General features: G+C 68.0%; 27 protein-coding genes. 14 read left to right on the top strand and 13 right to left on the bottom strand.

Annotated features, from left to right (window positions below; all coding sequences use genetic code 11):
• The first annotated feature begins 75 nt into the window (after positions 1-75).
• Positions 76-1,356, top strand: a complete 1,281-nt coding sequence (gene murA, locus CBR61_RS02220) for a UDP-N-acetylglucosamine 1-carboxyvinyltransferase (RefSeq protein WP_088912903.1) — start codon at positions 76-78, stop codon at positions 1,354-1,356.
• Positions 1,357-1,463: 107 nt separating this feature from the next.
• Here murA and CBR61_RS02215 read toward each other — a convergent pair whose 3' ends face one another.
• From CBR61_RS02215 to CBR61_RS02200, 4 genes are all read right to left on the bottom strand, one after another.
• Positions 1,464-1,694, bottom strand: coding sequence for a ribbon-helix-helix domain-containing protein (locus CBR61_RS02215; RefSeq protein ID WP_088912902.1), 231 nt, complete (start codon positions 1,692-1,694; stop codon positions 1,464-1,466).
• Between the two features lie 74 nt (positions 1,695-1,768).
• Positions 1,769-2,281 carry a hypothetical protein gene (locus CBR61_RS02210; protein WP_088912901.1) on the bottom strand — a complete coding sequence of 171 codons (513 nt, stop codon included), beginning with the start codon at positions 2,279-2,281 and terminating at the stop codon, positions 1,769-1,771.
• Positions 2,282-2,349: 68 nt separating this feature from the next.
• Entirely contained in the window at positions 2,350-3,330 is a 981-nt protein-coding gene (gene thiS, locus CBR61_RS02205) for a sulfur carrier protein ThiS (protein WP_324616825.1), read from the bottom strand.
• 58 nt (positions 3,331-3,388) lie between these two features.
• Entirely contained in the window at positions 3,389-3,778 is a 390-nt protein-coding gene (locus tag CBR61_RS02200) for a MerC domain-containing protein (RefSeq protein WP_088915405.1), read from the bottom strand.
• A 121-nt stretch (positions 3,779-3,899) separates the two neighbouring features.
• Between CBR61_RS02200 and CBR61_RS02195 the strand changes: the two genes are divergently transcribed.
• The 4 genes from CBR61_RS02195 to rpsI all read left to right on the top strand — a co-directional run bounded on the left by CBR61_RS02195 (position 3,900) and on the right by rpsI (position 6,443).
• On the top strand, positions 3,900-4,976 hold the full coding sequence (locus tag CBR61_RS02195) for a COX15/CtaA family protein (RefSeq protein WP_088912899.1): 1,077 nt from the start codon (positions 3,900-3,902) through the stop codon (positions 4,974-4,976).
• Positions 4,973-5,290 carry a divalent-cation tolerance protein CutA gene (cutA, locus tag CBR61_RS02190; protein WP_088912898.1) on the top strand — a complete coding sequence of 106 codons (318 nt, stop codon included), beginning with the start codon at positions 4,973-4,975 and terminating at the stop codon, positions 5,288-5,290. Before CBR61_RS02195 ends, cutA begins: the two co-directional genes overlap by 4 nt.
• A 158-nt stretch (positions 5,291-5,448) precedes the next feature.
• Positions 5,449-5,928, top strand: a complete 480-nt coding sequence (gene rplM / locus CBR61_RS02185) for a 50S ribosomal protein L13 (protein ID WP_088912897.1) — start codon at positions 5,449-5,451, stop codon at positions 5,926-5,928.
• A complete protein-coding gene (gene rpsI, locus CBR61_RS02180) occupies positions 5,928-6,443 on the top strand; it encodes a 30S ribosomal protein S9 (RefSeq protein WP_088912896.1) in 516 nt (171 codons plus the stop codon). The genes rplM and rpsI overlap by 1 nt, the downstream gene beginning before the upstream one ends.
• 84 nt (positions 6,444-6,527) lie before the next feature.
• On the opposite strand, the gene CBR61_RS02175 is transcribed toward rpsI, so the two are convergent.
• The 3 genes from CBR61_RS02175 to CBR61_RS02165 form a co-directional block, all read right to left on the bottom strand.
• Positions 6,528-6,725, bottom strand: coding sequence for a hypothetical protein (locus CBR61_RS02175; protein WP_233996813.1), 198 nt, complete (start codon positions 6,723-6,725; stop codon positions 6,528-6,530).
• A gap of 163 nt (positions 6,726-6,888) precedes the next feature.
• Complete coding sequence (locus tag CBR61_RS02170; protein WP_088912895.1) at positions 6,889-7,656, bottom strand: metallophosphoesterase family protein; 768 nt, start codon at positions 7,654-7,656, stop codon at positions 6,889-6,891.
• Between the two features lie 7 nt (positions 7,657-7,663).
• Positions 7,664-7,978 carry a hypothetical protein gene (locus CBR61_RS02165; protein WP_233996812.1) on the bottom strand — a complete coding sequence of 105 codons (315 nt, stop codon included), beginning with the start codon at positions 7,976-7,978 and terminating at the stop codon, positions 7,664-7,666.
• Between the two features lie 186 nt (positions 7,979-8,164).
• Here CBR61_RS02165 and CBR61_RS02160 point away from each other — a divergent pair, with 186 nt between their 5' ends.
• On the top strand, positions 8,165-8,488 hold the full coding sequence (locus tag CBR61_RS02160) for a UrcA family protein (protein WP_157696469.1): 324 nt from the start codon (positions 8,165-8,167) through the stop codon (positions 8,486-8,488).
• A 151-nt stretch (positions 8,489-8,639) separates the two neighbouring features.
• Here the strand turns inward: CBR61_RS02160 and CBR61_RS02155 are convergent, their stop codons facing one another.
• The 3 genes from CBR61_RS02155 to fumC all read right to left on the bottom strand — a co-directional run bounded on the left by CBR61_RS02155 (position 8,640) and on the right by fumC (position 12,200).
• Positions 8,640-9,395 carry a LytR/AlgR family response regulator transcription factor gene (locus CBR61_RS02155; RefSeq protein WP_088912892.1) on the bottom strand — a complete coding sequence of 252 codons (756 nt, stop codon included), beginning with the start codon at positions 9,393-9,395 and terminating at the stop codon, positions 8,640-8,642.
• The gene (locus CBR61_RS02150; protein WP_088912891.1) at positions 9,388-10,674 is read right to left on the bottom strand and encodes a sensor histidine kinase; all 1,287 of its coding nucleotides are present in this window, start codon (positions 10,672-10,674) and stop codon (positions 9,388-9,390) included. Before CBR61_RS02150 ends, CBR61_RS02155 begins: the two co-directional genes overlap by 8 nt.
• Positions 10,675-10,793: 119 nt before the next feature.
• A complete protein-coding gene (gene fumC / locus CBR61_RS02145) occupies positions 10,794-12,200 on the bottom strand; it encodes a class II fumarate hydratase (protein ID WP_088912890.1) in 1,407 nt (468 codons plus the stop codon).
• A 223-nt stretch (positions 12,201-12,423) separates the two neighbouring features.
• On the opposite strand from fumC, the gene CBR61_RS02140 reads away from it, so the two are divergent.
• Genes CBR61_RS02140 through CBR61_RS02120 form a run of 5 tightly spaced genes read left to right on the top strand, consistent with a single transcriptional unit; the run spans position 12,424 to position 17,635 of the window.
• Positions 12,424-13,017 carry a protein-L-isoaspartate O-methyltransferase gene (locus CBR61_RS02140; protein ID WP_324616824.1) on the top strand — a complete coding sequence of 198 codons (594 nt, stop codon included), beginning with the start codon at positions 12,424-12,426 and terminating at the stop codon, positions 13,015-13,017.
• On the top strand, positions 13,014-14,489 hold the full coding sequence (locus CBR61_RS02135; protein ID WP_088912889.1) for a TolC family outer membrane protein: 1,476 nt from the start codon (positions 13,014-13,016) through the stop codon (positions 14,487-14,489). The genes CBR61_RS02140 and CBR61_RS02135 overlap by 4 nt, the downstream gene beginning before the upstream one ends.
• A gap of 50 nt (positions 14,490-14,539) precedes the next feature.
• Entirely contained in the window at positions 14,540-15,028 is a 489-nt protein-coding gene (locus CBR61_RS02130; protein ID WP_088912888.1) for a DUF2497 domain-containing protein, read from the top strand.
• Positions 15,029-15,068: 40 nt separating this feature from the next.
• The gene (locus CBR61_RS02125; RefSeq protein ID WP_088912887.1) at positions 15,069-17,225 is read left to right on the top strand and encodes an alpha/beta hydrolase family protein; all 2,157 of its coding nucleotides are present in this window, start codon (positions 15,069-15,071) and stop codon (positions 17,223-17,225) included.
• Entirely contained in the window at positions 17,222-17,635 is a 414-nt protein-coding gene (locus tag CBR61_RS02120) for a (2Fe-2S) ferredoxin domain-containing protein (protein WP_088912886.1), read from the top strand. The genes CBR61_RS02125 and CBR61_RS02120 overlap by 4 nt, the downstream gene beginning before the upstream one ends.
• Here CBR61_RS02120 and CBR61_RS02115 read toward each other — a convergent pair.
• Positions 17,632-17,943, bottom strand: a complete 312-nt coding sequence (locus CBR61_RS02115) for a hypothetical protein (protein WP_088912885.1) — start codon at positions 17,941-17,943, stop codon at positions 17,632-17,634. The two genes, CBR61_RS02120 and CBR61_RS02115, sit on opposite strands and share 4 nt — an antisense overlap.
• 162 nt (positions 17,944-18,105) lie before the next feature.
• Between CBR61_RS02115 and CBR61_RS02110 the strand changes: the two genes are divergently transcribed.
• From CBR61_RS02110 to xth, 3 genes are read left to right on the top strand one after another with little or no spacing between them, the layout of a single operon-like run.
• The gene (locus CBR61_RS02110) at positions 18,106-18,537 is read left to right on the top strand and encodes a CBS domain-containing protein (protein ID WP_088912884.1); all 432 of its coding nucleotides are present in this window, start codon (positions 18,106-18,108) and stop codon (positions 18,535-18,537) included.
• 38 nt (positions 18,538-18,575) lie between these two features.
• Positions 18,576-18,908, top strand: a complete 333-nt coding sequence (locus CBR61_RS02105; protein ID WP_088912883.1) for a HesB/IscA family protein — start codon at positions 18,576-18,578, stop codon at positions 18,906-18,908.
• A 38-nt stretch (positions 18,909-18,946) separates the two neighbouring features.
• Complete coding sequence (gene xth, locus CBR61_RS02100; RefSeq protein ID WP_088912882.1) at positions 18,947-19,741, top strand: exodeoxyribonuclease III; 795 nt, start codon at positions 18,947-18,949, stop codon at positions 19,739-19,741.
• Positions 19,742-19,896: 155 nt separating this feature from the next.
• On the opposite strand, the gene CBR61_RS02095 is transcribed toward xth, so the two are convergent.
• A complete protein-coding gene (locus CBR61_RS02095; protein WP_088912881.1) occupies positions 19,897-20,544 on the bottom strand; it encodes a cell wall hydrolase in 648 nt (215 codons plus the stop codon).
• A gap of 193 nt (positions 20,545-20,737) precedes the next feature.
• Positions 20,738-21,079, bottom strand: coding sequence for a DUF1491 family protein (locus tag CBR61_RS02090; protein WP_088912880.1), 342 nt, complete (start codon positions 21,077-21,079; stop codon positions 20,738-20,740).

Below are 21,079 nucleotides of genomic sequence, written 5' to 3'. Positions count from 1 at the left end.
TGATTGTTCGTCATCGCGCAAGCCGGGCGGCGGGAGCGAGTTGCACGAAGGGCGCTTTTCGCTAAGGCTGGCGCGATGGACAAGCTGATCATCAAGGGCGGCAACCGCCTCAAGGGCACGATCCCGATTTCCGGTGCGAAGAATGCGGCGCTGACGCTCATTCCCTGCGCTCTGCTGACCGAGGAACCGCTGACGCTGCGCAACCTGCCGCGGCTCGCGGATATCGACGGGTTCCAGCACCTGATGAACCAGTTCGGCGTCACCACCGTGATCCAGGGCACGCGCCCCGAGGATTTCGGGCGGGTGATGAGCATGGAGGCGACGCGGATCACCTCCACCGTCGCGCCCTATGACCTCGTGAGGAAGATGCGTGCCTCGATCCTCGTTCTCGGGCCGATGCTGGCGCGCGCGGGCGAGGCGACCGTGTCGATGCCCGGCGGCTGCGCGATCGGCAACCGTCCGATCGACCTGCACCTGAAGGCGCTCGAAGCCTTCGGCGCGAAGATCGAGCTCGCGGCGGGCTACGTGAAGGCCTATCAGCCCGATGGCGGGATGCCGGGCGGGGATTTCGACTTCCCCGTGGTGTCGGTCGGCGCGACCGAGAACGCGCTGATGGCGGCGGTGCTGGCGAACGGCACCAGCCGCCTCTTCAACGCCGCGCGCGAGCCGGAAATCGTCGACCTGTGCAACCTGCTGGTGGCGATGGGGGCGGAGATCGAGGGGATCGGCCGGTCGAACCTCACCATCCACGGGGTCAAGCGCCTGCACGGCGCGACCTACCGCGTGATGCCCGACCGGATCGAGGCGGGCTCCTATGCCTGCGCGGCGGCGATCACCGGCGGCGAGGTGCGGCTCGAGGGCGCCAAGGCCGAGGACATGATGGCGACCATCCACGCGCTCCAGGCGATCGGGGTCCATGTCGAGTGGGACGCCAAGAGCGTCACGGTCAAGGCGAACGGCGCGCTGAAGGCGACCAACCTCACAACCGCGCCCTATCCGGGCCTCGCCACCGACATGCAGGCGCAGCTGATGGCGCTGCTGTGCAAGGCGGAAGGCGCAAGCGTGCTCAAGGAGACGATCTTCGAGAACCGCTTCATGCACGTGCCGGAACTCGCGCGCATGGGCGCGGACATCACCACCGAGGGGCGCACCGCGATCGTGAGGGGCGTGAACCGTCTGACCGGTGCCGAGGTGATGGCGACGGACCTGCGCGCCTCGATGAGCCTCGTGATCGCAGGCCTTGCGGCGGAGGGCGAGACCACGGTTCGCCGCCTCTACCACCTCGACCGCGGCTATGAGCGGCTGGAGGAAAAGCTTCAGCTGGTCGGTGCGGACATCGAGCGGGTGGACGACTAGGGCCATCCCTCGTCATTGCGGGCGCAGCGAAGCAATCCATTGCCTGCGCTTGCCGCTGACGACGGGTTCATGGATTGCCGCGGCCTTCGGCCTCGCAATGACGAAAATCAGGCGTTTGTGACCAGCCATACCCTGATGGCGCTCGCCAGCCCGGGGGGCGTCGGGGACTTGATCCGTTCGGCATCGATGCGCGCCACCAAGGCTGCAACTGCCAGCCCCTCGCGCGCGGCGGCGGCTTTCAGCATCTCCCAGAACAGCGGTTCGAGGCTGATCGAGGTCTGGTGGCCCGCAATTGCAAGCGAGCGTTTGACGGGGGGGTGGTAGGGGGAGGGCTCCATAGCTCCCCGTTACCACGTCTTTGGTGTCGCATCGCGCAGAAAACCGGTTCCCACTTTTCTGCGCGATGCTCCGGTCAGGCCGCTTCGAAGTCGTCCACATATTCGGGGAGGAACACCGGCTCGCGCTCGGACCAGCCGGGGGCGGTGGCAGCGGCTTCGCTGAGCGACTGGAGCAGCAGCTTGCGGCGCTCGGGCCGGATCAGGGGCAGGGCGCTCGCGGCGCAGAAAGCGGCCGGAAGCCAGGGCCGCACCCGCGCGCCGAGCAGGCGTTCGTAAAGGAAGCGGAAGGCCGAGAAGCTCGCCAGCCGTTCCTGTTCGAGATCGAAAGCGGCGAGGCGCACCAGCTTGCCGAGGAAGCGTTCGACCTCGAAGGGCGTGCCCTCGTCGGGGATCAGGCCGCGCAGGGCCTTCAAGTCCTGATAGGCGACATATTGGCGGCGGATCGCGATGTTCTCGGCCTCGCTGCGGCCCCAGCGCCGGAAGGCGTCGGTGCGGGCAAGGCCGATGTCGAGGCTGCGCTTGATGTAACGCTGCTCGCAGGGTGCGAACCCGGCGAATTCCCGCATCTCGGCAATCGGCATCATCATGGCGCGTCTCCTTCGGACAGGGAGAACGTCGCAGAGCATGGTTAATTTAGGGTTATGTGGTTTTAACCCTAGATCAGGCCGGCGAGCGGCGATGAGGGATCGGCATACATCCGCCGCGCCATGCGCCCGGCAAGATAGGCTTCGCGCCCGGCCTCGACCGCCAGCTTCATCGCGCGGGCCATGCGGATCGGGTCCTTCGCTTCGGCGATGGCGGTGTTCATCAGGATGCCGTCGCAGCCCAGTTCCATGCCGACCGCAGCGTCCGAGGCCGTGCCGACGCCGGCATCGACCAGCACCGGCACCTTGGCTCCCTCGACGATCAGGCGGATCGTCACCCGGTTCTGGATGCCGAGGCCCGAGCCGATCGGCGCCCCCAGCGGCATGATCGCGACCGCGCCCGCATCCTCGAGCTGCTTCGCCGCAATCGGATCGTCGGCGCAGTAGACCATCGGAAGAAATCCTTCCTTGGCCAGTACCTCGGTCGCCTTCAGCGTTTCGCGCATATCGGGATAGAGCGTGCGCGCCTCGCCCAGCACCTCGAGCTTGACGAGGTCCCAGCCCCCCGCCTCACGCGCCAGCCTGAGGGTGCGGACCGCTTCCTCGCCGGTGAAGCAGCCCGCGGTGTTGGGGAGGTAGGTGATTTTCTTCGGGTCGATGAAATCGGTCAGCATCGGCGCCTTGGGATCGGAGACGTTGACCCGCCGCACCGCGACGGTGACGATCTCCGCGCCCGAAGCCGCAACGGCGGCGGCGTTCTGCTCGAAGCTCTTGTACTTGCCTGTGCCGACGATCAGCCGCGAGCGGAAGGTGCGGCCCGCGACGGTCCAGGTGTCCTCGCCCGCATGGTCGCCCCCGCCCACGAAGTGCACGATCTCCAGCCTGTCGCCCTCGGCCAGCGGCGCATTGGCCAGCGTCGAGCGGGGCACGATCTCGCCATTGCGCTCGACCGCGACCTTCTCCGGCGCAAGCTCCAGCTCGCGCACCAGATCGGCGATGGTGGCGGCCGCCGAGCGGTGGGGGGCGCCGTTCAGGGTGATGCTCTTGGTCATGCGCGGTGACATAGGCCCTCGCAGGCGGCGTGCAACCACGAGTTTGAGGGGGAGCGCCTCAGTGCGCCGCGCGCAGGTTCAGAAGGTGCCCGAGCCCGACCAGCGCCACCCCGACAAGGGTCAGCAGGAACTCGTTGGTGCCGTGCGGCACAAGCAGCGCACCCCCCATCAGCAGCATTCCGGCAAAGGCGAGCACGAAAGGCCGCTTGCGTCCATGGCGCAGCAGGCCCCAGCCGATCGCCACCGCCGCCACCCCGAAGGCCAGCGCGAGACCGATGCGGTGGATGTTCTCGTCGAACAGGAAGTGCCCGCCGAAGCCGAGTGCGGAGATCAGCAGCAGCGTCGCCAGGCAGTGCAGCGCGCACAGCCCCGCAAGCGCGATCCCGAGCGTGTCGAGTCGGCGGCGCAGCGAGCTCCGACTCGCGGGGGGCAGGGCATCGGGGGTCATGTTGCCTCCGCACATATGTAATGTTGTTACATTGTGCAAGGCGGACTTGCACCAGTGGCACGGCGGTTTGCGGCAAACGGACTTGCGCAGCGGACGGCGGGCGGACAAAGAGCGGGCCGTCATGGCCACCTCCGCCTCCGTGTCGAACCTGTTCCGGCCCGCGCCCGGCAGCCGCGCCCGACCTCTCGCGGTCGCACGCTGGCTCGAGATCGTGGCGGGGCTGGTGGTGCTCATCGTCCTCGTCGGCGGGATCACCCGCCTGACCGAAAGCGGGCTTTCGATCACCGAGTGGAACGTCGTCAGCGGCATCCTTCCCCCGCTCAGCGAGGCGGCATGGCAGGCCGAGTTCGCCAAATATCGCCTCACCGCCGAGTACCGCATCGAGAGCGGCCCGGCGGGAATGGACCTTGCCGCGTTCAAGTTCATCTTCTTCTGGGAGTGGTTCCACCGCATCCTCGGGCGGGTGATCGGGCTGGCCTTCCTTCTCCCGCTGATCGTCTTCGCGGTGCGTCGTGCGATTCCCGCAGGCTACGGCTGGCGGCTGGCCGCGATGTTCGCGCTGATCTGCGGGCAGGGCGCGCTGGGGTGGTACATGGTGTCCTCTGGCGTGGGCGAGACCGATCTCACCGACGTGAGCCATTTCCGCCTCGCGGCCCATCTGCTGACCGCGCTGTTCCTGCTGGCGGGCCTTGTCTGGACCGCGCGCGATCTCAGGCTGCTCGCCCGCAACCCCGCCGCGCGGCCTGCGCCGCTGACGGCGGGCGCGGCGCTGGCGGGCGGGGTGCTGTTCGTCCAGCTGCTGCTCGGCGCCTGGGTCGCGGGGCTCAATGCCGGACATGCCGCCTATGACTGGCCGCTGATGAACGGGCGGCTGGTGCCGCAGGTGGACTGGTCGGGCGGGGTGCTGTGGACGCTGACGCACGACCCCTTCCTGATCCAGTTCATGCACCGCTGGTGGGCGTGGGTCGCGGTCGCGGCGCTGGTGTGGCTGGCGCGGCGCGTGCGCAAGGCCGACCGCTTAGCCAGCATTGCAGTGCATTCGGCCTTCGGCACGATGGTGCTGCTCGGCATCGCCACGGTGATGAGCGAGGTCTCCCTCTGGATCGCCGCCGCGCACCAGCTGGTCGGCGCACTGACCGTGGCGGCGACGGTGTGGGCGATGCATTCGGACGGCCTAGCGCGCAGGGCTGCGGCATGACCGCCGCGCTCGTCTGGTGCCCGTTCCCGGAAGTGGAAAGCGCCCGCGCCGCCGCCGACGCGCTGCTCGACGACAGCCTGATCGCCTGCGCCAACATCCTCGGTGCCATCGAAAGTCGCTTCGTCTGGGAGGGCGCCCGCGCCACCGGAAGCGAGGTCGGGGTGCTTTTCAAGACGACGGCCGAACGTCTCGACGACGTGGTCGAGCGCCTCGGCGAACTCCACCCCTACGATACCCCGGCGATCATCGGCTGGCACGCCGATGCCGCACATCCGGCCACCTTCGCCTGGCTGGCGGGGAGCATTTCCCGCTAGCGGTATTATTTTACCGTATCGGAAAACGGCGCTTTTGCTTGACTTCGCGCCTGCCTGACGACATTTGCGCTCCACTTCGCTCCCCCGGCCACGGACGGGGCGGGTGATTCTTCCGGACATCTTCCGCGAAGCACAGTTTCGAACCAAGGACATATGCCATGAAGGCGCTCAGCAAGCAGACCCGGTCGATCAAACCGGCCGAGGTCGAAAAGAACTGGCACATCATCGACGCCGACGGCCTCGTCGTCGGCCGCCTCGCCGCGATCGTCGCCAACATCCTGCGCGGCAAGCACAAGCCGAGCTACACCCCGCACGTCGACTGCGGCGATCACGTGATCGTCATCAACGTCGAGAAGGTGAAGTTCACCGGCAACAAGATGGGCGACAAGGTCTATTACAAGCACACCGGCCACCCGGGTGGCATCAAGGAAACCACCCCGGCCAAGGTGCTGGGAGGGCGTTTCCCCGAGCGCGTGCTCGAGAAGGCCGTCGAGCGCATGATCCCGCGCGGCCCCCTCGGCCGTCAGCAGATGAAGGCGCTGCACCTCTATGCCGGCACCGAGCATCCCCATAACGGCCAGCAGCCGCAGGTGCTCGACGTCGCTTCCATGAACCGCAAGAACAAGGTGGCCGCATAATGGCTGACGAAACCACGACCGTCTCGGATCTCGCCGATCTGAAGGACATCGCCGCCGGCGTGCCCCAGGGCGACGCTGCCGAAATCGCCCGTGTCGCCGCGCCGCTGCGCGAGCGCGAGATCGACGCCCAGGGCCGCGCCTACGCCACCGGCCGCCGCAAGGACGCGGTCGCCCGCGTGTGGGTCAAGCCGGGCACCGGCAAGATCACCATCAACGGCCGCGACCAGGAAACCTACTTCGCGCGTCCGACCCTGCGTCTGGTGATCAACCAGCCCTTCACCGTGACCGACCGCACCGGTCAGTACGACGTCGTCTGCACCGTGCGCGGCGGCGGCCTGTCGGGTCAGGCGGGCGCCGTGAAGCACGGCATCGCCCAGGCGCTCAGCAAGTACGAGCCCGAGCTGCGCAGCGCGGTGAAGGCTGAGGGCTTCCTCACCCGCGACAGCCGCGTGGTCGAGCGCAAGAAGTACGGCAAGGCCAAGGCCCGCCGCAGCTTCCAGTTCTCGAAGCGCTAAGTTTCTCCGGTTCCGGTACCCGGAAACATCGAGGGCGGCCCCCGCAAGGGAGCCGCCCTTCTTGTTGGGCAACGCCGCAGGAGCTCAGCGTTGCAGGAGCAGCATCCCGAAGGAGAGACCGGTGCCCGAGAAGAACACAGGCCATGACCAGTAGAACCGGACATCGACCACATCGACGAGGCGGATTGCCAGCGGTCCCGCGCTGGTCCCCTGCGAGCCGATCACCAGCGCGACCGCGGCGGAAAGGATCGCGCCGAACGTCAGGGCCTTGATCAAGTCCATTGCCATGTCCCCACGATGATCGGCCGCCTGCGGGCGGCCGGCCGGTTGAACGGGGCGGGAGGAAAACCCCTGTCGGCACGCCTTCCCGGGTCCGCGCCCCGTGGCGATATCACCAACAAAACCTTAATCCCGGCGATAGAGAAAGGGTTAAGTCCCGCCCCCGTCAGGTTACCGGAAGCACCCCCGTCCCGGTCAGGCGTAGCGCGGTTTCGATCACCCCGCCGGGCGCACAGTCGATCACCCGCCAGCTCGCCGGAGCCTCGTGCCTGAGGCGGGTGGAGAGCGTCCCCGTGCCGATCATCCGCATCGCGTGCCCGCCGCTGGTGCGCAGCTGGTCGAAGGGGACATGCACATGGCCCGAGATCACCGCATCGGCCCCCGCCGCAGCGATCTGTGCGAAGGCGGCATCGCCGCCGATGGTGGGATTGCCGGGCTTGCCCTCGTCGCCGAGCAGCGGGTGGTGCGCGATGACGATGATCGTGCGCGGATCGCCGGCCGCCTTGAGCGCCGCGATCGCATCCACGGTCTGGCGCAGCGCGGCAGGCTTCACCACGCCGTCGGACCATGGAAAGCGCGTCTGCGCGCGCACCGTCGTGCGCAGCGGGACCAGCACGACATCGGGCGATTCGAACCCGCCGCTCACCGCCGCGCGCAGGGCCTCGAAGCGGCGGAACGGATCGGTGAAACGCTCCCACGGGTTGTAATAGGGCATGTCGTGATTGCCCGGTTCGAGCACCACCGGCACTCCGAGCGAGGCGAACCATTCGCGCGCGGCGGCATATTCGGAATGCTTGGCGCGCTGCGTCAGGTCGCCGGTGCAGACGATCGCATCGGGGCGCTCGGCCGCGATCGCCGCGACCACGCTGTCGAGCGCGGCGCGGTCCTCGACGCCGAAGTGGACATCGCTGATGTGGAACAGGCGGGTCGGCATGGGGCCCCTATACCCGCCCGGTCAGGATAAGCCACGCCGCGGCGCCGTTGACGGCGGTGTAGACCCCGTAGGCCCAGGCATAGCCCGGCCAGCCTTGGGTGGAGAGCAGCAGCGCGAAGAACAGCACCGCAAACTCGCTGATCAGCGCGGCGCGGCGGCCGAGCGTCTGGCTTGCGCTCGGCAGGCGGGCGAACATCGGGTGCCCGCGCTCGAACACCGCACGGTTGATGGCGAAGTTGGCGATTCCGAGCAGGAAGATGATCGCGGTGGCGAGCCCCATGGGCGCAGTATGGCGCTGCGCCGGTCGATTGGAAACCGCCATTTGTCGCCCCTTTCGCGCCATTGGTCCTGACGCCCCCCCACCGGTCGAAGCGCAGCCGCGGGTTGATCGAAGGCCGGATGCGGGGGCTGGGGCAGGGGCGTATCAGGGGTTTCAGCAGGGCGCTTGGCTCCCCCCCGGATCGGACCCCCGCCGATCCCAAGACCCTGCGAGATGGAGGATAACGTGATGAAAACCCTTGCGAAGAATGTCACCCTCGGGCTGGCCGCGCTCGGCCTGGCAGGCACCGCCGTCAGCCCCGCCTTTGCCGGCGAGGTCCAGCGCATGACGATTGCGGTCCCGACCGCGGACCTCGACCTCGGCACCGCCGCAGGCCAGCGCACGCTCGACAACCGCGTCGCCAAGGCGGTGCGCACGGTGTGCCGGACAACCAGCCTTGCCACTGGCTCGCGCGTCATGACTCAGGATGCGAAGGCGTGCCTCGCCAAGGCGCGCTCCGACGCCGCGCGGCAGGTCGCCACCCTGATCTCGAACGAGCAACGCGGCGGCTGAACCGCGCGCTTCTTCCCTGCGCCAACCTCGCGGCGCAGGCGTTACGGCCCGAACCCTTCCAGTCCCTGGGGTTCGGGCCGTTTTTTCGTGCGGTCAACCCGGGTGGCACAGACCGCCAGAGAACCGGGACTTCGCCGCGCGCGAGCGCGGATCAACGGCCCGCCATCGCCTTGACGCGGGCAAGGTAGGTGCGGCCGATGCGCAGAGCCTCGCCGTTCACCAGCTCCGCCGACCACACGCCGAGGCCGTCGTGGCGCAGGCCGCGGATGTGGTCGCGGCGCAGGATCGTCGAGCGGTGGATGCGGATGAACTGTTCGGGATCGAGCCGTTCTTCCAGCCCCGCGATGGTCTGGAGCAGCAGGTAGGAGCGCCCCGCTTCCGGCCCTCCGACATGAAGGCGCACATAGTCGCGCTCGGCGTCGATCTGGTGGACTTCGCTCACCGCGATGCGCAGCAGCTCCGAGCGATGCGGGACCCACAATTCGTCGAGATAGCGGCTTGCCTTGTTGCGACGCTGGCCACGGCGGGCAACGGCCCGCTCGATCGCGCGCTCGAGCCGGTCGGCCGAGACCGGCTTCAGCACGTAATCGACGGCTTCCAGATCGAAGGCCTCGACCGCGAAATGGTCATGCGCGGTGACGAAGATCACCACCGGGGACTGCGGCTGTTCGGCGAAGTGGCGCGCGACGCCGAGGCCGTCGAGTTCGGGCATGGTCATGTCGAGCAGCACCAGATCGGGCTGGAGCTTCTCGGCCAGCCGCAGCGCGGCGGCGCCGTCGCTGGCGGTGCCGACCACGCGCACGGCGGGGATCTCGGCACAGATCACCTGCACGCGCTCTACGGCCAGCGGCTCGTCGTCGACGATCAGGGTGCGCAGTTCGGAAGTTTCGGTGTGGGTGTCAGTCATGGCGGCTCGTCTGCTGGCTCAGGGGTCGCGACAAGGGGATGCGGATCTCGGTGCAATAGCCCCCCGGGACGGGGGCCGAGGAAAAGCCGATGTCGGGGCCGAAGCGCGCCTCCAGCCGGTCGCGGACATTGGCAAGGCCGATGCCGAAGCCGTGGGTGGTGCCCTGCGGCACGCCCGGACCATCGTCACCGACGGTGATCACCAGCCTATCGAATTCCTCGCGCGCCGCCAACGTGATCGTCACCGGGCGCGAGACGGGGGAGACGGCATATTTGACCGAGTTCTCCACCAGCGGTTGCAGGATCATGCCCGGCACGCGCGCCTCCTCGAGATCGGCCGGCAGGTCGAAGACGCAGACCAGCCGCGTGGGAAAGCGCACCGCCTCGATATCGAGATAAAGCTTCTGGAGGTCGAACTCGTCGCGCAAGGACACGTCGGCGGTCGGCTCGGTGGCGAGCGAGTGGCGGTAGAAACGGCTGATCGTCTGGATCATCTTCTCGGCCGTCGCGGCCTTGCCCGTCATCACCAGGGCCGAAAGCGAATTCAGGGTGTTGAACAGGAAATGGGGGTTCACCTGATAGCGCAGCGAGCGCAGCTCGGCGGCCTTGGCGGCGGAGCGGAACTGTTCCTCGCGCCGCTGCGCCGCGCGCGCCTGCACCCCGGCGAGCAGGGCGAAGTAGGTCGAGGCCCAGGCGAGCAGCAGGAAGTAGCGTCCGAGCGCGATGTCGAGCAGCTTGCGCCAGAAATCGGAATAGGTCTCGGCCTCCTCGATCAGCACGCTCTGCGAATCGACCACCTCGCCGTCGGCAGGCGCCGGCTGACCGGCACCCGGCTGGGCGGGTGCAGGGCGGCGCACCGGCACGTCGATCAGCAGGTTGCCGCTCTCGTCACGCCGGAGGTTGAGGTTGTAACGCTCGGCATAGGCTTGGCGCTGGGCGAACTCGGTCTCCTTGAAGACGAGGTAATTGACCTGCCCGATGGCGAGCGCGATCGGCACGGCGAGCGCGATCGCGGCGGAAATCTTGAGCCACAGCGGGCGGTTGTCGAACAGCCGCAGCAGCAGCCAGAGCACCAGTGTCAGCAGCACGCCGATCGCCGTCACCAGCAGGCGCCGCCAGCCGAGCTCGAACTGCATGCCCAGATCCATAACCAGGCTGCGCACCGTGGTGAGGACGTAATAGGTCGCCCACAGCACCACCATCGAGAACAGCACGGTGCGGAACGACACGGTGGCGGCGGGCTCGCCGTGGGCGTCTTCGCTTGTCAGGGTCGTCGTCATTATGCCGGACAGCGATAACGCCCCGCCGCAGCAATGGCTACCGGGCGGGGCGCACGTCGTCGGGCGGTAACGGGCCTTGGTCGAATGCTGAACGGATATTCAGGCTCGACGGGCGGCGCTTAATCCCGCGGGCGGATCATGTCCGAGGGCACGACCCAGGCCGCGAACTGCTCCTCGGTGAGCAGGCCCAGTTCAAGCGCGGCGGCCTTGAGCGTGGTGCCCTCGGCGTGTGCCTTCTTGGCGATCTTGGCGGCGTTGTCGTACCCGATGTGCGGGTTCAGCGCGGTCACCAGCATCAGGCTTTCGTTCAGAAGCTGGGTGATGCGGGTGGTGTTGGCCTCGATGCCCACGACGCAATTGTCGGTGAAGGCGTGGGAGGCATCGCCGATCAGCTTCATCGACTGCAGCACGTTGTAGATGATCACCGGCTTGAACACGTTGAGCTCGAGATGCCCGTGCGATCCGGCGACCGTCACCGCCACGTGGTTGCCCATCACCTGCGCGCAGACCATGGTCATCGCCTCGCACTGGGTCGGGTTGACCTTGCCGGGCATGATCGAGGAGCCCGGCTCGTTGGCGGGCAGCGACAGCTCGCCGAGGCCGCTCCGGGGGCCGGAGCCGAGCAGGCGGATGTCGTTGGCGATCTTCATCAGGCTGACGGCGAGCACGTTCAGCGCGCCCGAAATCTCCACCATCGCATCATGCGCGGCGAGCGCCTCGAACTTGTTGGGTGCGGTCACGAAGGCATGGCCCGTCTCGGCGGCGACTTCCGCCGCGAAGGCGACATCGAACCCGACCTTGGCGTTGATCCCCGTACCCACGGCGGTTCCGCCCTGTGCCAGTTCGAGCACGCGGGGCAGCGCGGCCTCGACGCGCTTGATCCCGTAGGCGACCTGCGCGGCATAGCCCGAGAACTCCTGCCCCAGCGTCATCGGGGTCGCATCCTGAAGGTGGGTGCGGCCGATCTTGACGATGTTGGCGAATTCCTTGGCCTTGGCATCCAGCGCGCCGTGGAGCTTCTTCAGGGCGGGCAGCAGGTTGTCGAGCGCCTCGACCGCCGCGGCGATGTGCATGGCGGTCGGGAAGGTGTCGTTCGACGACTGGCCCATGTTGCAGTGGTCGTTGGGGTGGACGGGGCTCTTGCCGCCCTTCTTGCCGGTGAGGATCTCGTTCGCGCGGCTCGCGATCACCTCGTTGGCGTTCATGTTCGACTGGGTGCCGCTACCGGTCTGCCACACCACCAGCGGGAACTGGTCGGCGAGCGTCCCGTCGATCACCTCGCGCGCGGCCTTGACGATCGCCTCGCCGATCCCGGCATCGAGCACGCCCAGCTTCATGTTGGCCTTTGCCGCCGCAAGCTTCTGCACGCCCAGCGCGCGGACCAGCGCCGGGGGCATCTTCTCGCCGCCGATCGGGAAGTTGACGATGCTGCGCTGCGTCTGCGCGCCCCAGTGCATATCGGCCGGAACCGCCACCTCGCCCAGCGAATCGGTCTCGATCCGCACGTCACCGCCATTCGTCGCCATGTCACTCATCGAAGCCATCCCTCTCTAAGTCGAATTCAGCCCCACAGGGTTTGGCGCTCCCCTAAGCACCGGCGCGCGGTTTGGTCAAAGGCGTAAAATCGCGGCGGCTCCGGTCGCGCGCGGTCCCCAAAGGCCTTGGAACCGGTGCCCCACGCGTTTAAGGAGAGGGTTGACGGACTGTATTGCGTTCCTAATACAGTATCACCAAGAGAACATGACCACCATGACGACGACCCTTCCCGACACCCATGTCGCCCGCCGCGCGATGATCGACAGCCAGCTGCGCACCAGCGGCGTCAACGAGGAATACGTGCTGGCCCGGATGCTCGCCGTGCCGCGCGAGGACTTCCTGCCCGCCGACAAGGCCGCAGTGGCCTATATCGACCGCGCCGTGTCGCTCGGCGCCCAGGGCCACCTCGCCGCGCCGCTGTTCTACGGCAAACTGCTGGCCGAGGCCGCCCCGTCCCCGGATTCGCGGGTTCTCGTGGTGAGCGGCGGCACCGGCTATCTTGCCGCCCTGCTGCGCCCGCTGGTTGCCGAACTGACCGAGATCGACGCCGCCGAGGCCGTTGCTTGCACCGGGTCGGGCTCCTATTCGCTGATCGTCATCGACGGGGCGATCGAACGCCTGCCCGATGGCCTCGCCGCGCAGCTCGCCGAGGGCGGCGACATCGTCACCGGCCTGCTCCTGCGCCAGGTCACCCGCCTCGCGAGCGGGCGTAAGATCGGCGGCACGGTCAACCTCCAACCGGTCGAGGATCTCGGCATCCCCGTTCTCCACGCCTTCGACGCGCCGAAGGGCTGGACCTTCGCGTGAGCTTCAACACCGCCTCGTTGCGGCTGGCCGGCACGGCGAGCCTGCTCGCGCTGCTGGCGCCGGCCGCGCCCGCCGCGGCCGACAACCTGCGCGAGGCACTTGTGGGTGCCTACAACACCAACCCCACGCTCGAGGCCGCGCGCGCCAACCAGCGCGCCACGGACGAGAACGTGCCGATCAACCGCGCACAGGGTCTTCCCTCGCTCGCAGTGCAGGCCACCCATATCGAGTTCATCCAGCAATCGGCCAACGCCTTCACCGCGCCCGAGCGCAACCTTGGCGTCAACGTGCAGATGCTGGTGCCGGTCTACTCGGGCGGGGCGGTGCGCAACGCCATCGCCGCCGCCAAGGAGCGGGTCGAAGCGGGGCAGGCTGACCTGCGCAACACCGAAAGCACGCTCTTCGCACAAGTCGTCGCCGCATACATGGACGTGCTGCGCACCGAGGCGCTGGTGGCGCTCGCGACCAACAACGTGGCGGTGCTGCGCACCAATCTCGAGGCAACCAGCGACCGCTTCCAGATCGGCGACCTGACCATCACCGATGTCGCCCAGTCGCGCTCGCGCCTCGCAGTGGCGGAGGGCGACCTGCAATCCGCGCAGGCGAACCTGATCGCCGCGCGCGAGACCTATATCCGCCTCGTGGGCCAGGCTCCGGGCGAACTCGATGCGCCGCCGCCGCTGCCCGGACTTCCGGCGACCGTGGGCGAGGCGATCGTCAGCGCGCTGGAGAACAATCCCAATCTCGATGCCGCGAAGCAGCGCGCCGAGGCGGCCGGGTTCGACACCAAGGTCGCAGGCGCGGGGCGGCTGCCGACCGTGGGCGTCTTCGTCAACGGCGATTACAGCGACTTCTACGGCACGCTGGGCGGCCCGATCTCGGCCAATTTCGCCCAGAGCGAGAAGACCGCCAACGCCGGCGTGCGCGTCACCATCCCGCTGTTCCAGGGCGGCCTTCCTGCCGCCCGCCAGCGGCAGGCCGGCGCACGCGAGAGCGCCGCGCTCGAGGACGTGATCGCCGCCGAGCGCCAGATCATCGCCGAGACCCGTTCGACCTGGTCGAACTGGCAGGCCGCCAATGCCGTGATCAAGAGCGCGCAGGCCGCCGTCGAGGCTGCCGAGCTCAGCCTCGAGGGCCTGCGCGCCGAGAACTCGATCGGCAACCGCCAGGTGCTCGACGTGCTCAATGGCGAGCAGGAACTGCTCAACGCCCGCGCCCAGCTGGTGACCGCGCGGCGCAATGCCTATGTCGCCGGTTTCAACCTGCTGGCGCTGATGGGTCGGGCCGAAGCGCGCGATCTCAACCTCGATACCGGCGGTCCGCTCTACGATCCGCAGGTCAATGCCGACCGGGTCAGCAGCAAGATGTGGGACTGGGACCGCGATCCCGAACCTGAACCGAAATCGACCCGGACCGTTGACATTCCCCCGCCGGACGCAATGATCGGCCCGCAATTGCTCCCCGGAGAGTGAATCCGGTCCCGATTCGGGACAACGCCGGGGTTTAGGGTACGAGGCAGGGAATGGCGCAGGACGGCGAAGCTTCGGTCGAGGAAATCCTCGAATCGATCAAGAAGGTGATCGCGCGCGACAACCGCGCCGGCGCGCTCGAGGCGCGGCGTCGGCGGATGCTCGTGTCCGAGGACCACGACACCCCGCCCGCTCCGCTCGCCCGCACCCACACGGTGCGCGATTCCGAGGAGGTGCTCGACCTCGCCGATCTCGAGGTGACCGAGGAACCCTCCGCCGTGCCGCTCCCCGCGACCGAGGAAACTCCGCTGATCGCCGCCCAGGTGCGCGACGCGATGCAGGAGAACCTTGCCGCACTCGCCATGCTGGCCGAGCCTCCGGCCCGCCCGCAGATCGTGCGCCAGGGCGAGACCTCGCTCGAGGGCCTGACCCGCGAGCTGCTACGCCCGATGCTGGCCGAATGGCTGGAGGCGAACCTGCCGGCGATGGTGGAACAGCTGGTGCAGGCCGAAATCGCCCGGATCGTCGGCAAGCGCCGCTAAGGTCTGGCAATGGCGGGGCGGGGGGAGTAACCCCGCCGCCATGCGTATTCTTCCCGCTTCCGGCGCCGTGATCGCCGCCGCCCTCATCGCCGCCGCTCCGCTGTCGGCGCAAGCCCTCTCCGCCATTCCCGGCGTGACAGCCGCGCCGATGAGCGCCGAGGATCTCGTCACCCTGCCGCGACTTGGCGCGCCAGCGGTCAACGCCGCGGGGACGCTGGCGGTCTATACCGTCACCATCACCGACCCGGAGACGCTGAAGCGCAGCCCGGCCCATTACCTGATCGACCTCGCCAGGCCCGGCGCGGCGCCGGTGCCGCTCGCGATCGCGATCCGTGCCTCGGGCCTTGCCTTCGGCGCGGACGGTGCGCTCTATTTCCTCAGCAGCGAGCACCCCGTCGGCGCGGGCGCGGCCGCGCGCGGGCGGGTGTGGCGCGTCACGCTCGGCAAGGACGGCGCCGCCGGTGCACCGCAACTGGTCGCCGGTTTCCCCGATGCCGACATAGCCGGGTTCAAACTCGCCTCGACCGGCGATGCCATCGCCGTGTGGGGCGAAGTCCCGCGCGAATGCCGGACCTTCGGCTGCGCCAATGCCAAGGCACGCTATCTCCCCGGCCCCGGCAGCGGTCGGCTCTATGACGGTTCGGACGGCTTCGTGCGCCACTGGGACCGCTGGGCCACCCCGGGGCTCCACAACCGCATCTTCGTTTTCGGCCTCGTGGACGGCAGGGTGGTGGGCGACGGCGTGCCGGTCGACGGCGATGACCCCGCCACCGGCCTCGTCGCCGACACCCCGACGATGCCCTTCGGCGGCGCCGAGGAGATCGCCTTCTCGCCCGATGCCGAGCAGCTCTACTTCACCGCGCGCAAGGCCGACGGCGCGGAGCCGGGATCGACGAATCTCGACATCTATGTCTCGGACCTGCTCGGCGCACCCCCGCGCAATCTGACGGCCGACAACACTGCGACCGACACCACCCCGGCAATCTCGCCCGATGGGCGCTATCTCGCCTGGCTGGCGATGGATCGGCCGACCTACGAAGCCGACCAGCTCTCGATCCGGCTGATGGACTTCCACACCGGCGAAACCCGCAACCTGACGAAGGACACCGACCTCTCCTTCGGCAGCCTCGCCTGGGCGCCCGACGGCAAGCACCTGATCGCCACCGCGCAGAAGGTGCTCGACACCCCCGCCTTCCGCATCGACATCGCCACGGGCAAGGTCACCGAACTCAACCTGATGGCGGGGAACGAGGCGCATATCGCCAATCTGGTGCCGCTGCCGAAGGGTGGGGCGCTGTTCACCCGCGATTCGCTCGGCGCGCCGGCGGAGCTGTTCCTCTCGGACGGCATGGGGCAGGCCCGTCCGCTCACCGACATCGCCACCACCCGCATGGGCCAGATGGCCAACATCGTCACCCGCCGCTTCAGCTTCACCGGCGCGAACGGGGACACGGTGTGGGGCCAAATCACGCGCCTTGCCGACCAGACCGGGCCGATCCCGGCGATCCTCTACATCCACGGCGGGCCGCAGGGGAGCTTCAACGACGCCTGGTCGAACCGCTGGAACCCCCGCGTCACCGCCTCGCAGGGCTACGCCGTGATCTCGGTCGATTTCCACGGCAGCACCGGATACGGGCAGGCTTTCACCGACGCGATCAACAAGGACTGGGGCGGGGGGCCGCTCGAGGATCTCCAGAAGGGCCTCGAGGCCGCGCTCGCGCTCGACACCCAGATCGACGGCAGCCGCGCCTGCGCGATGGGGGCGAGCTACGGCGGCTACATGGTCAACTGGATCGCCGGCGACTGGCCCGACCGCTTCAAGTGCATCGTCCAGCACGACGGCATCTTCGACATGCGCTCCATGTATTATTCGACCGAGGAACTGTGGTTCCCGCGCTGGGATTTCGGCGGCTCGTATGAAGAGGCGCGCGAGACCTACGAGAAGTGGAACCCGGCGAACCACGTCGGCAAGTGGAAGACGCCGATGCTGGTCGTCACCGGCCAGCAGGATTTCCGCGTGCCCTACACGCAGGGGCTGATGAGCTTCACCGCCCTGCAGGAGCGCGGCATCCCCTCGCAATTGCTGGTTTTTCCCGACGAGAACCACTGGGTGCTGGGCGCGAAGAACTCGCTGCAATGGCACAACACGGTGTTCGCCTGGCTCGATCGCTGGTTGAAGCGGGACGGCAGCAAATGAGCCGGCAGGAACTCGAATCCGCACGCCATTCGCTCGCCAAGCATTTTGGCGATCCGGCGCAGGGCACGCAGATCACCCGCCACATCATGCTCTGCGCCCTCTCGGAAAAGCAGAAGTGCTGTTCGAGGAAGGAGGGCGAGGAGGCGTGGAGCTACCTCAAGGGGCGGCTCAAGGAACTGGGGCTGGTCGGCCCGCAGCGCGGCGCGGAGAGCAAGCGCGGGGCCGGCGGCGGGGTGCAGCGCACCAAGGCCGATTGTCTCCAGATCTGCGCCGCAGGGCCGGTCGCGGTCGTGTGGCCTGACGGGATTTGGTACCACTCGTGCAGCCCGAAGGTGCTCGAACGGATCATCCAGGAACACCTGATCGGGGGCGTGCCGGTGGAGGATTACCGGCTCATGCCGAAGGATTAGTCCTCCTTCGGGCTCCAGAACTCGTCGCGGCCCGGCATCTGGTTGTCGACCGATTCATCATGGCCGGTGCCGTTGGAGAGGAACACCAGCCCCATCAGGCCGCCGCCCAGCAGCATCGTCAGGCTGATGCCCAGCGCCACCGCGATGTAGAAATGGACCGAGATCGCCCCGTTGAAGGCGAACAGCAGGCCCATCGCGATACCTACGGTCAGCACCGTCGCGGCGAGCAGCCATTTCATGATCTGGCGATAGCGCGCCCAGGCATGGGCGGCGTTCACGGGATCCTCGAGCGGGGATTTGCGGGTCATGCCTCCCGACATGGCGCGCGCGTGGCCGCAATGCAACGCGCGAAAGCCGCAAGGGACGCTGCATGCGGCGCACGCCCCTGCTGAAACGCATGATGCGACGGGCAGATTCGCCTTTCCGCCGCAAACGTGTCACCTTCACGGGTGGAGAGTGAGGGAGTCGTCATGAACATTGCCCAGATCATCGCCCGCCGCACCGCATCCGACATCATCGCCTGCGATTGCCACACCCCGGTATCCGAGGTCGTGCAGACCCTCGCCACCCGCCGCATCGGCGCCCTGCCGGTGATGCGCGATGGCCGGGTGGTCGGCATCGTTTCCGAACGCGACGTGATCTACCGCCTCGCGGATCGGGGCAAGGAATGCCTCGACGTGCCGGTGGAGGAGATCATGACCTCGCCCGCGGTGACGGTCGAGCCTTCGACCACCATCGACGAGGCGCTGGGCATGATGACCCGCCGCCGGTTCCGCCACTTCCCGGTGCTCGACAATGGCGCGCTGGTCGCCTTCATCTCGATCGGCGATCTCGTGAAGCACAAGATGGACGAGGTGCAGCACGAGGCCGAGGCGCTGCGGAACTACATCCAGGCGGTGTGACCCTTGAGTCGGGGCGGCGCGCGCCCTAAATTGCAGGCATGACCGCCGAATCCCTGATCCTCACCCCCGCCGCCGCCAGGCGGGTCGCCCTGATCGCACAGAAGCAGTCGCGCCCCGCGATCCTGCGCCTTGCAGTCGAGGGCGGGGGCTGTTCGGGCTTCCAGTACAAGTTCGACCTCGCCGAGGCGCCGGAAGCCGACGACAGCGTCTCGGAGACCGACGGAGTGAGGCTGGTGGTCGATCCGGTCAGCCTCGATCTCATCGCCGGGAGCACGGTGGATTTCGTGGAATCGCTGGGCGGCGCGGCCTTCAAGGTCGAGAATCCGCAGGCCGCCGCAGGCTGCGGCTGCGGGGCGAGCTTCGGGATTTAGGTTAGACCCGCGCGCGCCTTTCGGGCATCAGGGCGGCCATGAAAATCGCCACCTACAACATCAACGGCATCAAGGCGCGCCTGCCGCGCCTTCTCGAGTGGCTCGAGGAAACCCGCCCGGCGGTCGCCTGCCTGCAGGAGATCAAGTCGCAGGACGAGGGCTTCCCCGCGGCCGAGATCGAGGCGCTGGGCTATGCGGTCCTCACCCACGGACAGAAGGCCTTCAACGGGGTGGCGATCCTTGCCGATGCCCGCGCGGGCTACACGCTGACCGAGGTGAAACGCGGGCTTGGCATTCCCGGCCCCAACGAGGGGGACGAGGAACAGGCTCGCTATCTCGAGGCCGATGTGTCGGGCATCCGCATCGCCTGCCTCTACCTGCCCAATGGCAACCCCCATCCCGGGCCGAAGTTCACCTACAAGCTGGCGTGGATGGCGAGGCTGCGGGAGCGGATGGCCGAACTCTGGGCGGCGGAGATTCCGGCGGTGGTGCTCGGGGATTTCAACGTCATCCCGCATGACGACGACGTGTGGTCGGTCAAGGCGATGGCAAGCGACGCGCTGATGCAGCCCGAAAGCCGCGCCGCCTATGCGCGGCTGCTGGCGGACGGGTGGGTCGATGCGATCCGCACCCACAACCCGCGCGGGGGGGTGTGGACCTACTGGGACTATCAGGCGGGCGCCTGGCAGCGCGATCACGGCTTCAGGATCGACCACATCCTGCTCTCGCCCGAATGCGCCGACCGGCTCGAGGCCTGCGGCGTCGACAAGAGCTATCGCGGCCGCGAGAAGGCGAGCGACCACACGCCGGTCTGGGTGCGCCTGACGGCTTGAACAGCAATCCCGTTCGCCCTGAGCCTGTCGAACGGCTGTACTTCACTTTGTCCGGCGGTGCCGAAGAAGTGCAGTGGTAGACGCTTCGCGTCAGCTTCGCTTCCGACAGGCTCAGCACGAACGGAAATGAGAGGGGGGCGATGCCCTCCCGACACTCAGCGATAGAAGATATGCGTGTCGATCTGGGCGAGGCGGGTCTTGGTGCGGCTCCAGCCCGGCTTCACGTAGCGGGCGTGGAAGAACACGGCGCCTTCCGCCCCGGACTCCCACAGGCCCCGATGCGCGATCTGCGCGACCGCAACGGCGCGCTCCCAGGCGGGCGAGCCTTCGCGCACGGCCGGCATCCGGCTCCCGCGCATGAAGGAGAACTGTCCGGGCTGGGCGACGACCCCGCAATAGGAGCGCGGGAAGCGACCGTCCTCGGTGCGGTTGATGATGACCTGCGCCACCGCCAGCTGGCCCGCCAGCGGCTCGCCGCGCGCCTCGAAATAGACCGCGCCCGCGAGGCAGCGCATCTCGCTGTCCATCGGGGCGTCGGTGTCGATCATGCCGACCAGCTCGTGAAGCGATCCGGCTTCGGTGAGGACAGGGGTCTCGGCGGGCGCTTCGGAGGGCAGCGGCTGCACCACTTCCTCGGAGACGAAGACGACCGGCTCGGGGACCAGCTCGGGGGCCTCTGCGGGAGCGACAGGCGCTCCGGTGACGGCCTCGGCGAGGGCGGCGGCATTGCGGCCGCCCGGGAACAACGTGGTTGCGACAGCCACAGCGGCGATCGCGACGAAGGTGGTGGTCTTGCGACGCATCAATACTACAAATCGGGCGGTGAGCGCGCACAGGCGCAGGCGGGAACCTGATCCGGACCGTTACGGGATAGGGGGGTTCGAAGAAGCCTGCCGGCCGCTCCCCGTCTGCGTGCTGGTCGATACGGCCGGATTGCCGTCCTGCCAGCCTGCGCGAGGAATTGGAGCGGGCCTCTGGCGGCACCTGCCGTTTACGTCAACGCAATTCGTCGAGCCCTGCGACGAACCGTTCCGCATCCGCGATATCAACCTCAATCAGCCACATATCGCTGTCCTGCTGGCGGCGGCGGGCCAGATATTCGGAGAATTCCTGCGGATTCTCAGGGTTCTCCCGCTTTGCAGCAAGAAACTTGCGCGACCCGTCGATCTGCGGCATTCTTTCGTAAAGCACCGCGCCCGCGCCGCGATAGAGGGTTACCAGGAGGATCGTCCCCGCGTCCCGCTCGCCCTTGGCCAGCACCGTGGCGAAGCCGCCCTGCGCCTCGGCGAGGCGGAGAATCGCGCTCGCCTCGAGGTGCGCGGGCAGGCGGTCCTGCAC

Origin of the sequence: Porphyrobacter sp. CACIAM 03H1 (assembly GCF_002215495.1) — a bacterium.
In the GTDB taxonomy this organism is placed as follows: domain Bacteria; phylum Pseudomonadota; class Alphaproteobacteria; order Sphingomonadales; family Sphingomonadaceae; genus Erythrobacter.
This window is presented reverse-complemented; position numbering and strand designations above follow the sequence as displayed.

What these genes read in the sequence shown, in the direction of transcription:
- murA (WP_088912903.1), top strand. Translation starts at nt 76, where the DNA reads ATGGACAAGCTGATCATCAAGGGCGGCAACCGCCTCAAGGGCACGATC.
- CBR61_RS02215 (WP_088912902.1), bottom strand. Translation starts at nt 1,694, where the DNA reads ATGGAGCCCTCCCCCTACCACCCCCCCGTCAAACGCTCGCTTGCAATT.
- CBR61_RS02210 (WP_088912901.1), bottom strand. Translation starts at nt 2,281, where the DNA reads ATGATGATGCCGATTGCCGAGATGCGGGAATTCGCCGGGTTCGCACCC.
- thiS (WP_324616825.1), bottom strand. Translation starts at nt 3,330, where the DNA reads ATGACCAAGAGCATCACCCTGAACGGCGCCCCCCACCGCTCGGCGGCC.
- CBR61_RS02200 (WP_088915405.1), bottom strand. Translation starts at nt 3,778, where the DNA reads ATGACCCCCGATGCCCTGCCCCCCGCGAGTCGGAGCTCGCTGCGCCGC.
- CBR61_RS02195 (WP_088912899.1), top strand. Translation starts at nt 3,900, where the DNA reads ATGGCCACCTCCGCCTCCGTGTCGAACCTGTTCCGGCCCGCGCCCGGC.
- cutA (WP_088912898.1), top strand. Translation starts at nt 4,973, where the DNA reads ATGACCGCCGCGCTCGTCTGGTGCCCGTTCCCGGAAGTGGAAAGCGCC.
- rplM (WP_088912897.1), top strand. Translation starts at nt 5,449, where the DNA reads ATGAAGGCGCTCAGCAAGCAGACCCGGTCGATCAAACCGGCCGAGGTC.
- rpsI (WP_088912896.1), top strand. Translation starts at nt 5,928, where the DNA reads ATGGCTGACGAAACCACGACCGTCTCGGATCTCGCCGATCTGAAGGAC.
- CBR61_RS02175 (WP_233996813.1), bottom strand. Translation starts at nt 6,725, where the DNA reads ATGGACTTGATCAAGGCCCTGACGTTCGGCGCGATCCTTTCCGCCGCG.
- CBR61_RS02170 (WP_088912895.1), bottom strand. Translation starts at nt 7,656, where the DNA reads ATGCCGACCCGCCTGTTCCACATCAGCGATGTCCACTTCGGCGTCGAG.
- CBR61_RS02165 (WP_233996812.1), bottom strand. Translation starts at nt 7,978, where the DNA reads ATGGCGGTTTCCAATCGACCGGCGCAGCGCCATACTGCGCCCATGGGG.
- CBR61_RS02160 (WP_157696469.1), top strand. Translation starts at nt 8,165, where the DNA reads ATGAAAACCCTTGCGAAGAATGTCACCCTCGGGCTGGCCGCGCTCGGC.
- CBR61_RS02155 (WP_088912892.1), bottom strand. Translation starts at nt 9,395, where the DNA reads ATGACTGACACCCACACCGAAACTTCCGAACTGCGCACCCTGATCGTC.
- CBR61_RS02150 (WP_088912891.1), bottom strand. Translation starts at nt 10,674, where the DNA reads ATGACGACGACCCTGACAAGCGAAGACGCCCACGGCGAGCCCGCCGCC.
- fumC (WP_088912890.1), bottom strand. Translation starts at nt 12,200, where the DNA reads ATGGCGACGAATGGCGGTGACGTGCGGATCGAGACCGATTCGCTGGGC.
- CBR61_RS02140 (WP_324616824.1), top strand. Translation starts at nt 12,424, where the DNA reads ATGACGACGACCCTTCCCGACACCCATGTCGCCCGCCGCGCGATGATC.
- CBR61_RS02130 (WP_088912888.1), top strand. Translation starts at nt 14,540, where the DNA reads ATGGCGCAGGACGGCGAAGCTTCGGTCGAGGAAATCCTCGAATCGATC.
- CBR61_RS02125 (WP_088912887.1), top strand. Translation starts at nt 15,069, where the DNA reads ATGCGTATTCTTCCCGCTTCCGGCGCCGTGATCGCCGCCGCCCTCATC.
- CBR61_RS02120 (WP_088912886.1), top strand. Translation starts at nt 17,222, where the DNA reads ATGAGCCGGCAGGAACTCGAATCCGCACGCCATTCGCTCGCCAAGCAT.
- CBR61_RS02115 (WP_088912885.1), bottom strand. Translation starts at nt 17,943, where the DNA reads ATGACCCGCAAATCCCCGCTCGAGGATCCCGTGAACGCCGCCCATGCC.
- CBR61_RS02110 (WP_088912884.1), top strand. Translation starts at nt 18,106, where the DNA reads ATGAACATTGCCCAGATCATCGCCCGCCGCACCGCATCCGACATCATC.
- CBR61_RS02105 (WP_088912883.1), top strand. Translation starts at nt 18,576, where the DNA reads ATGACCGCCGAATCCCTGATCCTCACCCCCGCCGCCGCCAGGCGGGTC.
- xth (WP_088912882.1), top strand. Translation starts at nt 18,947, where the DNA reads ATGAAAATCGCCACCTACAACATCAACGGCATCAAGGCGCGCCTGCCG.
- CBR61_RS02095 (WP_088912881.1), bottom strand. Translation starts at nt 20,544, where the DNA reads ATGCGTCGCAAGACCACCACCTTCGTCGCGATCGCCGCTGTGGCTGTC.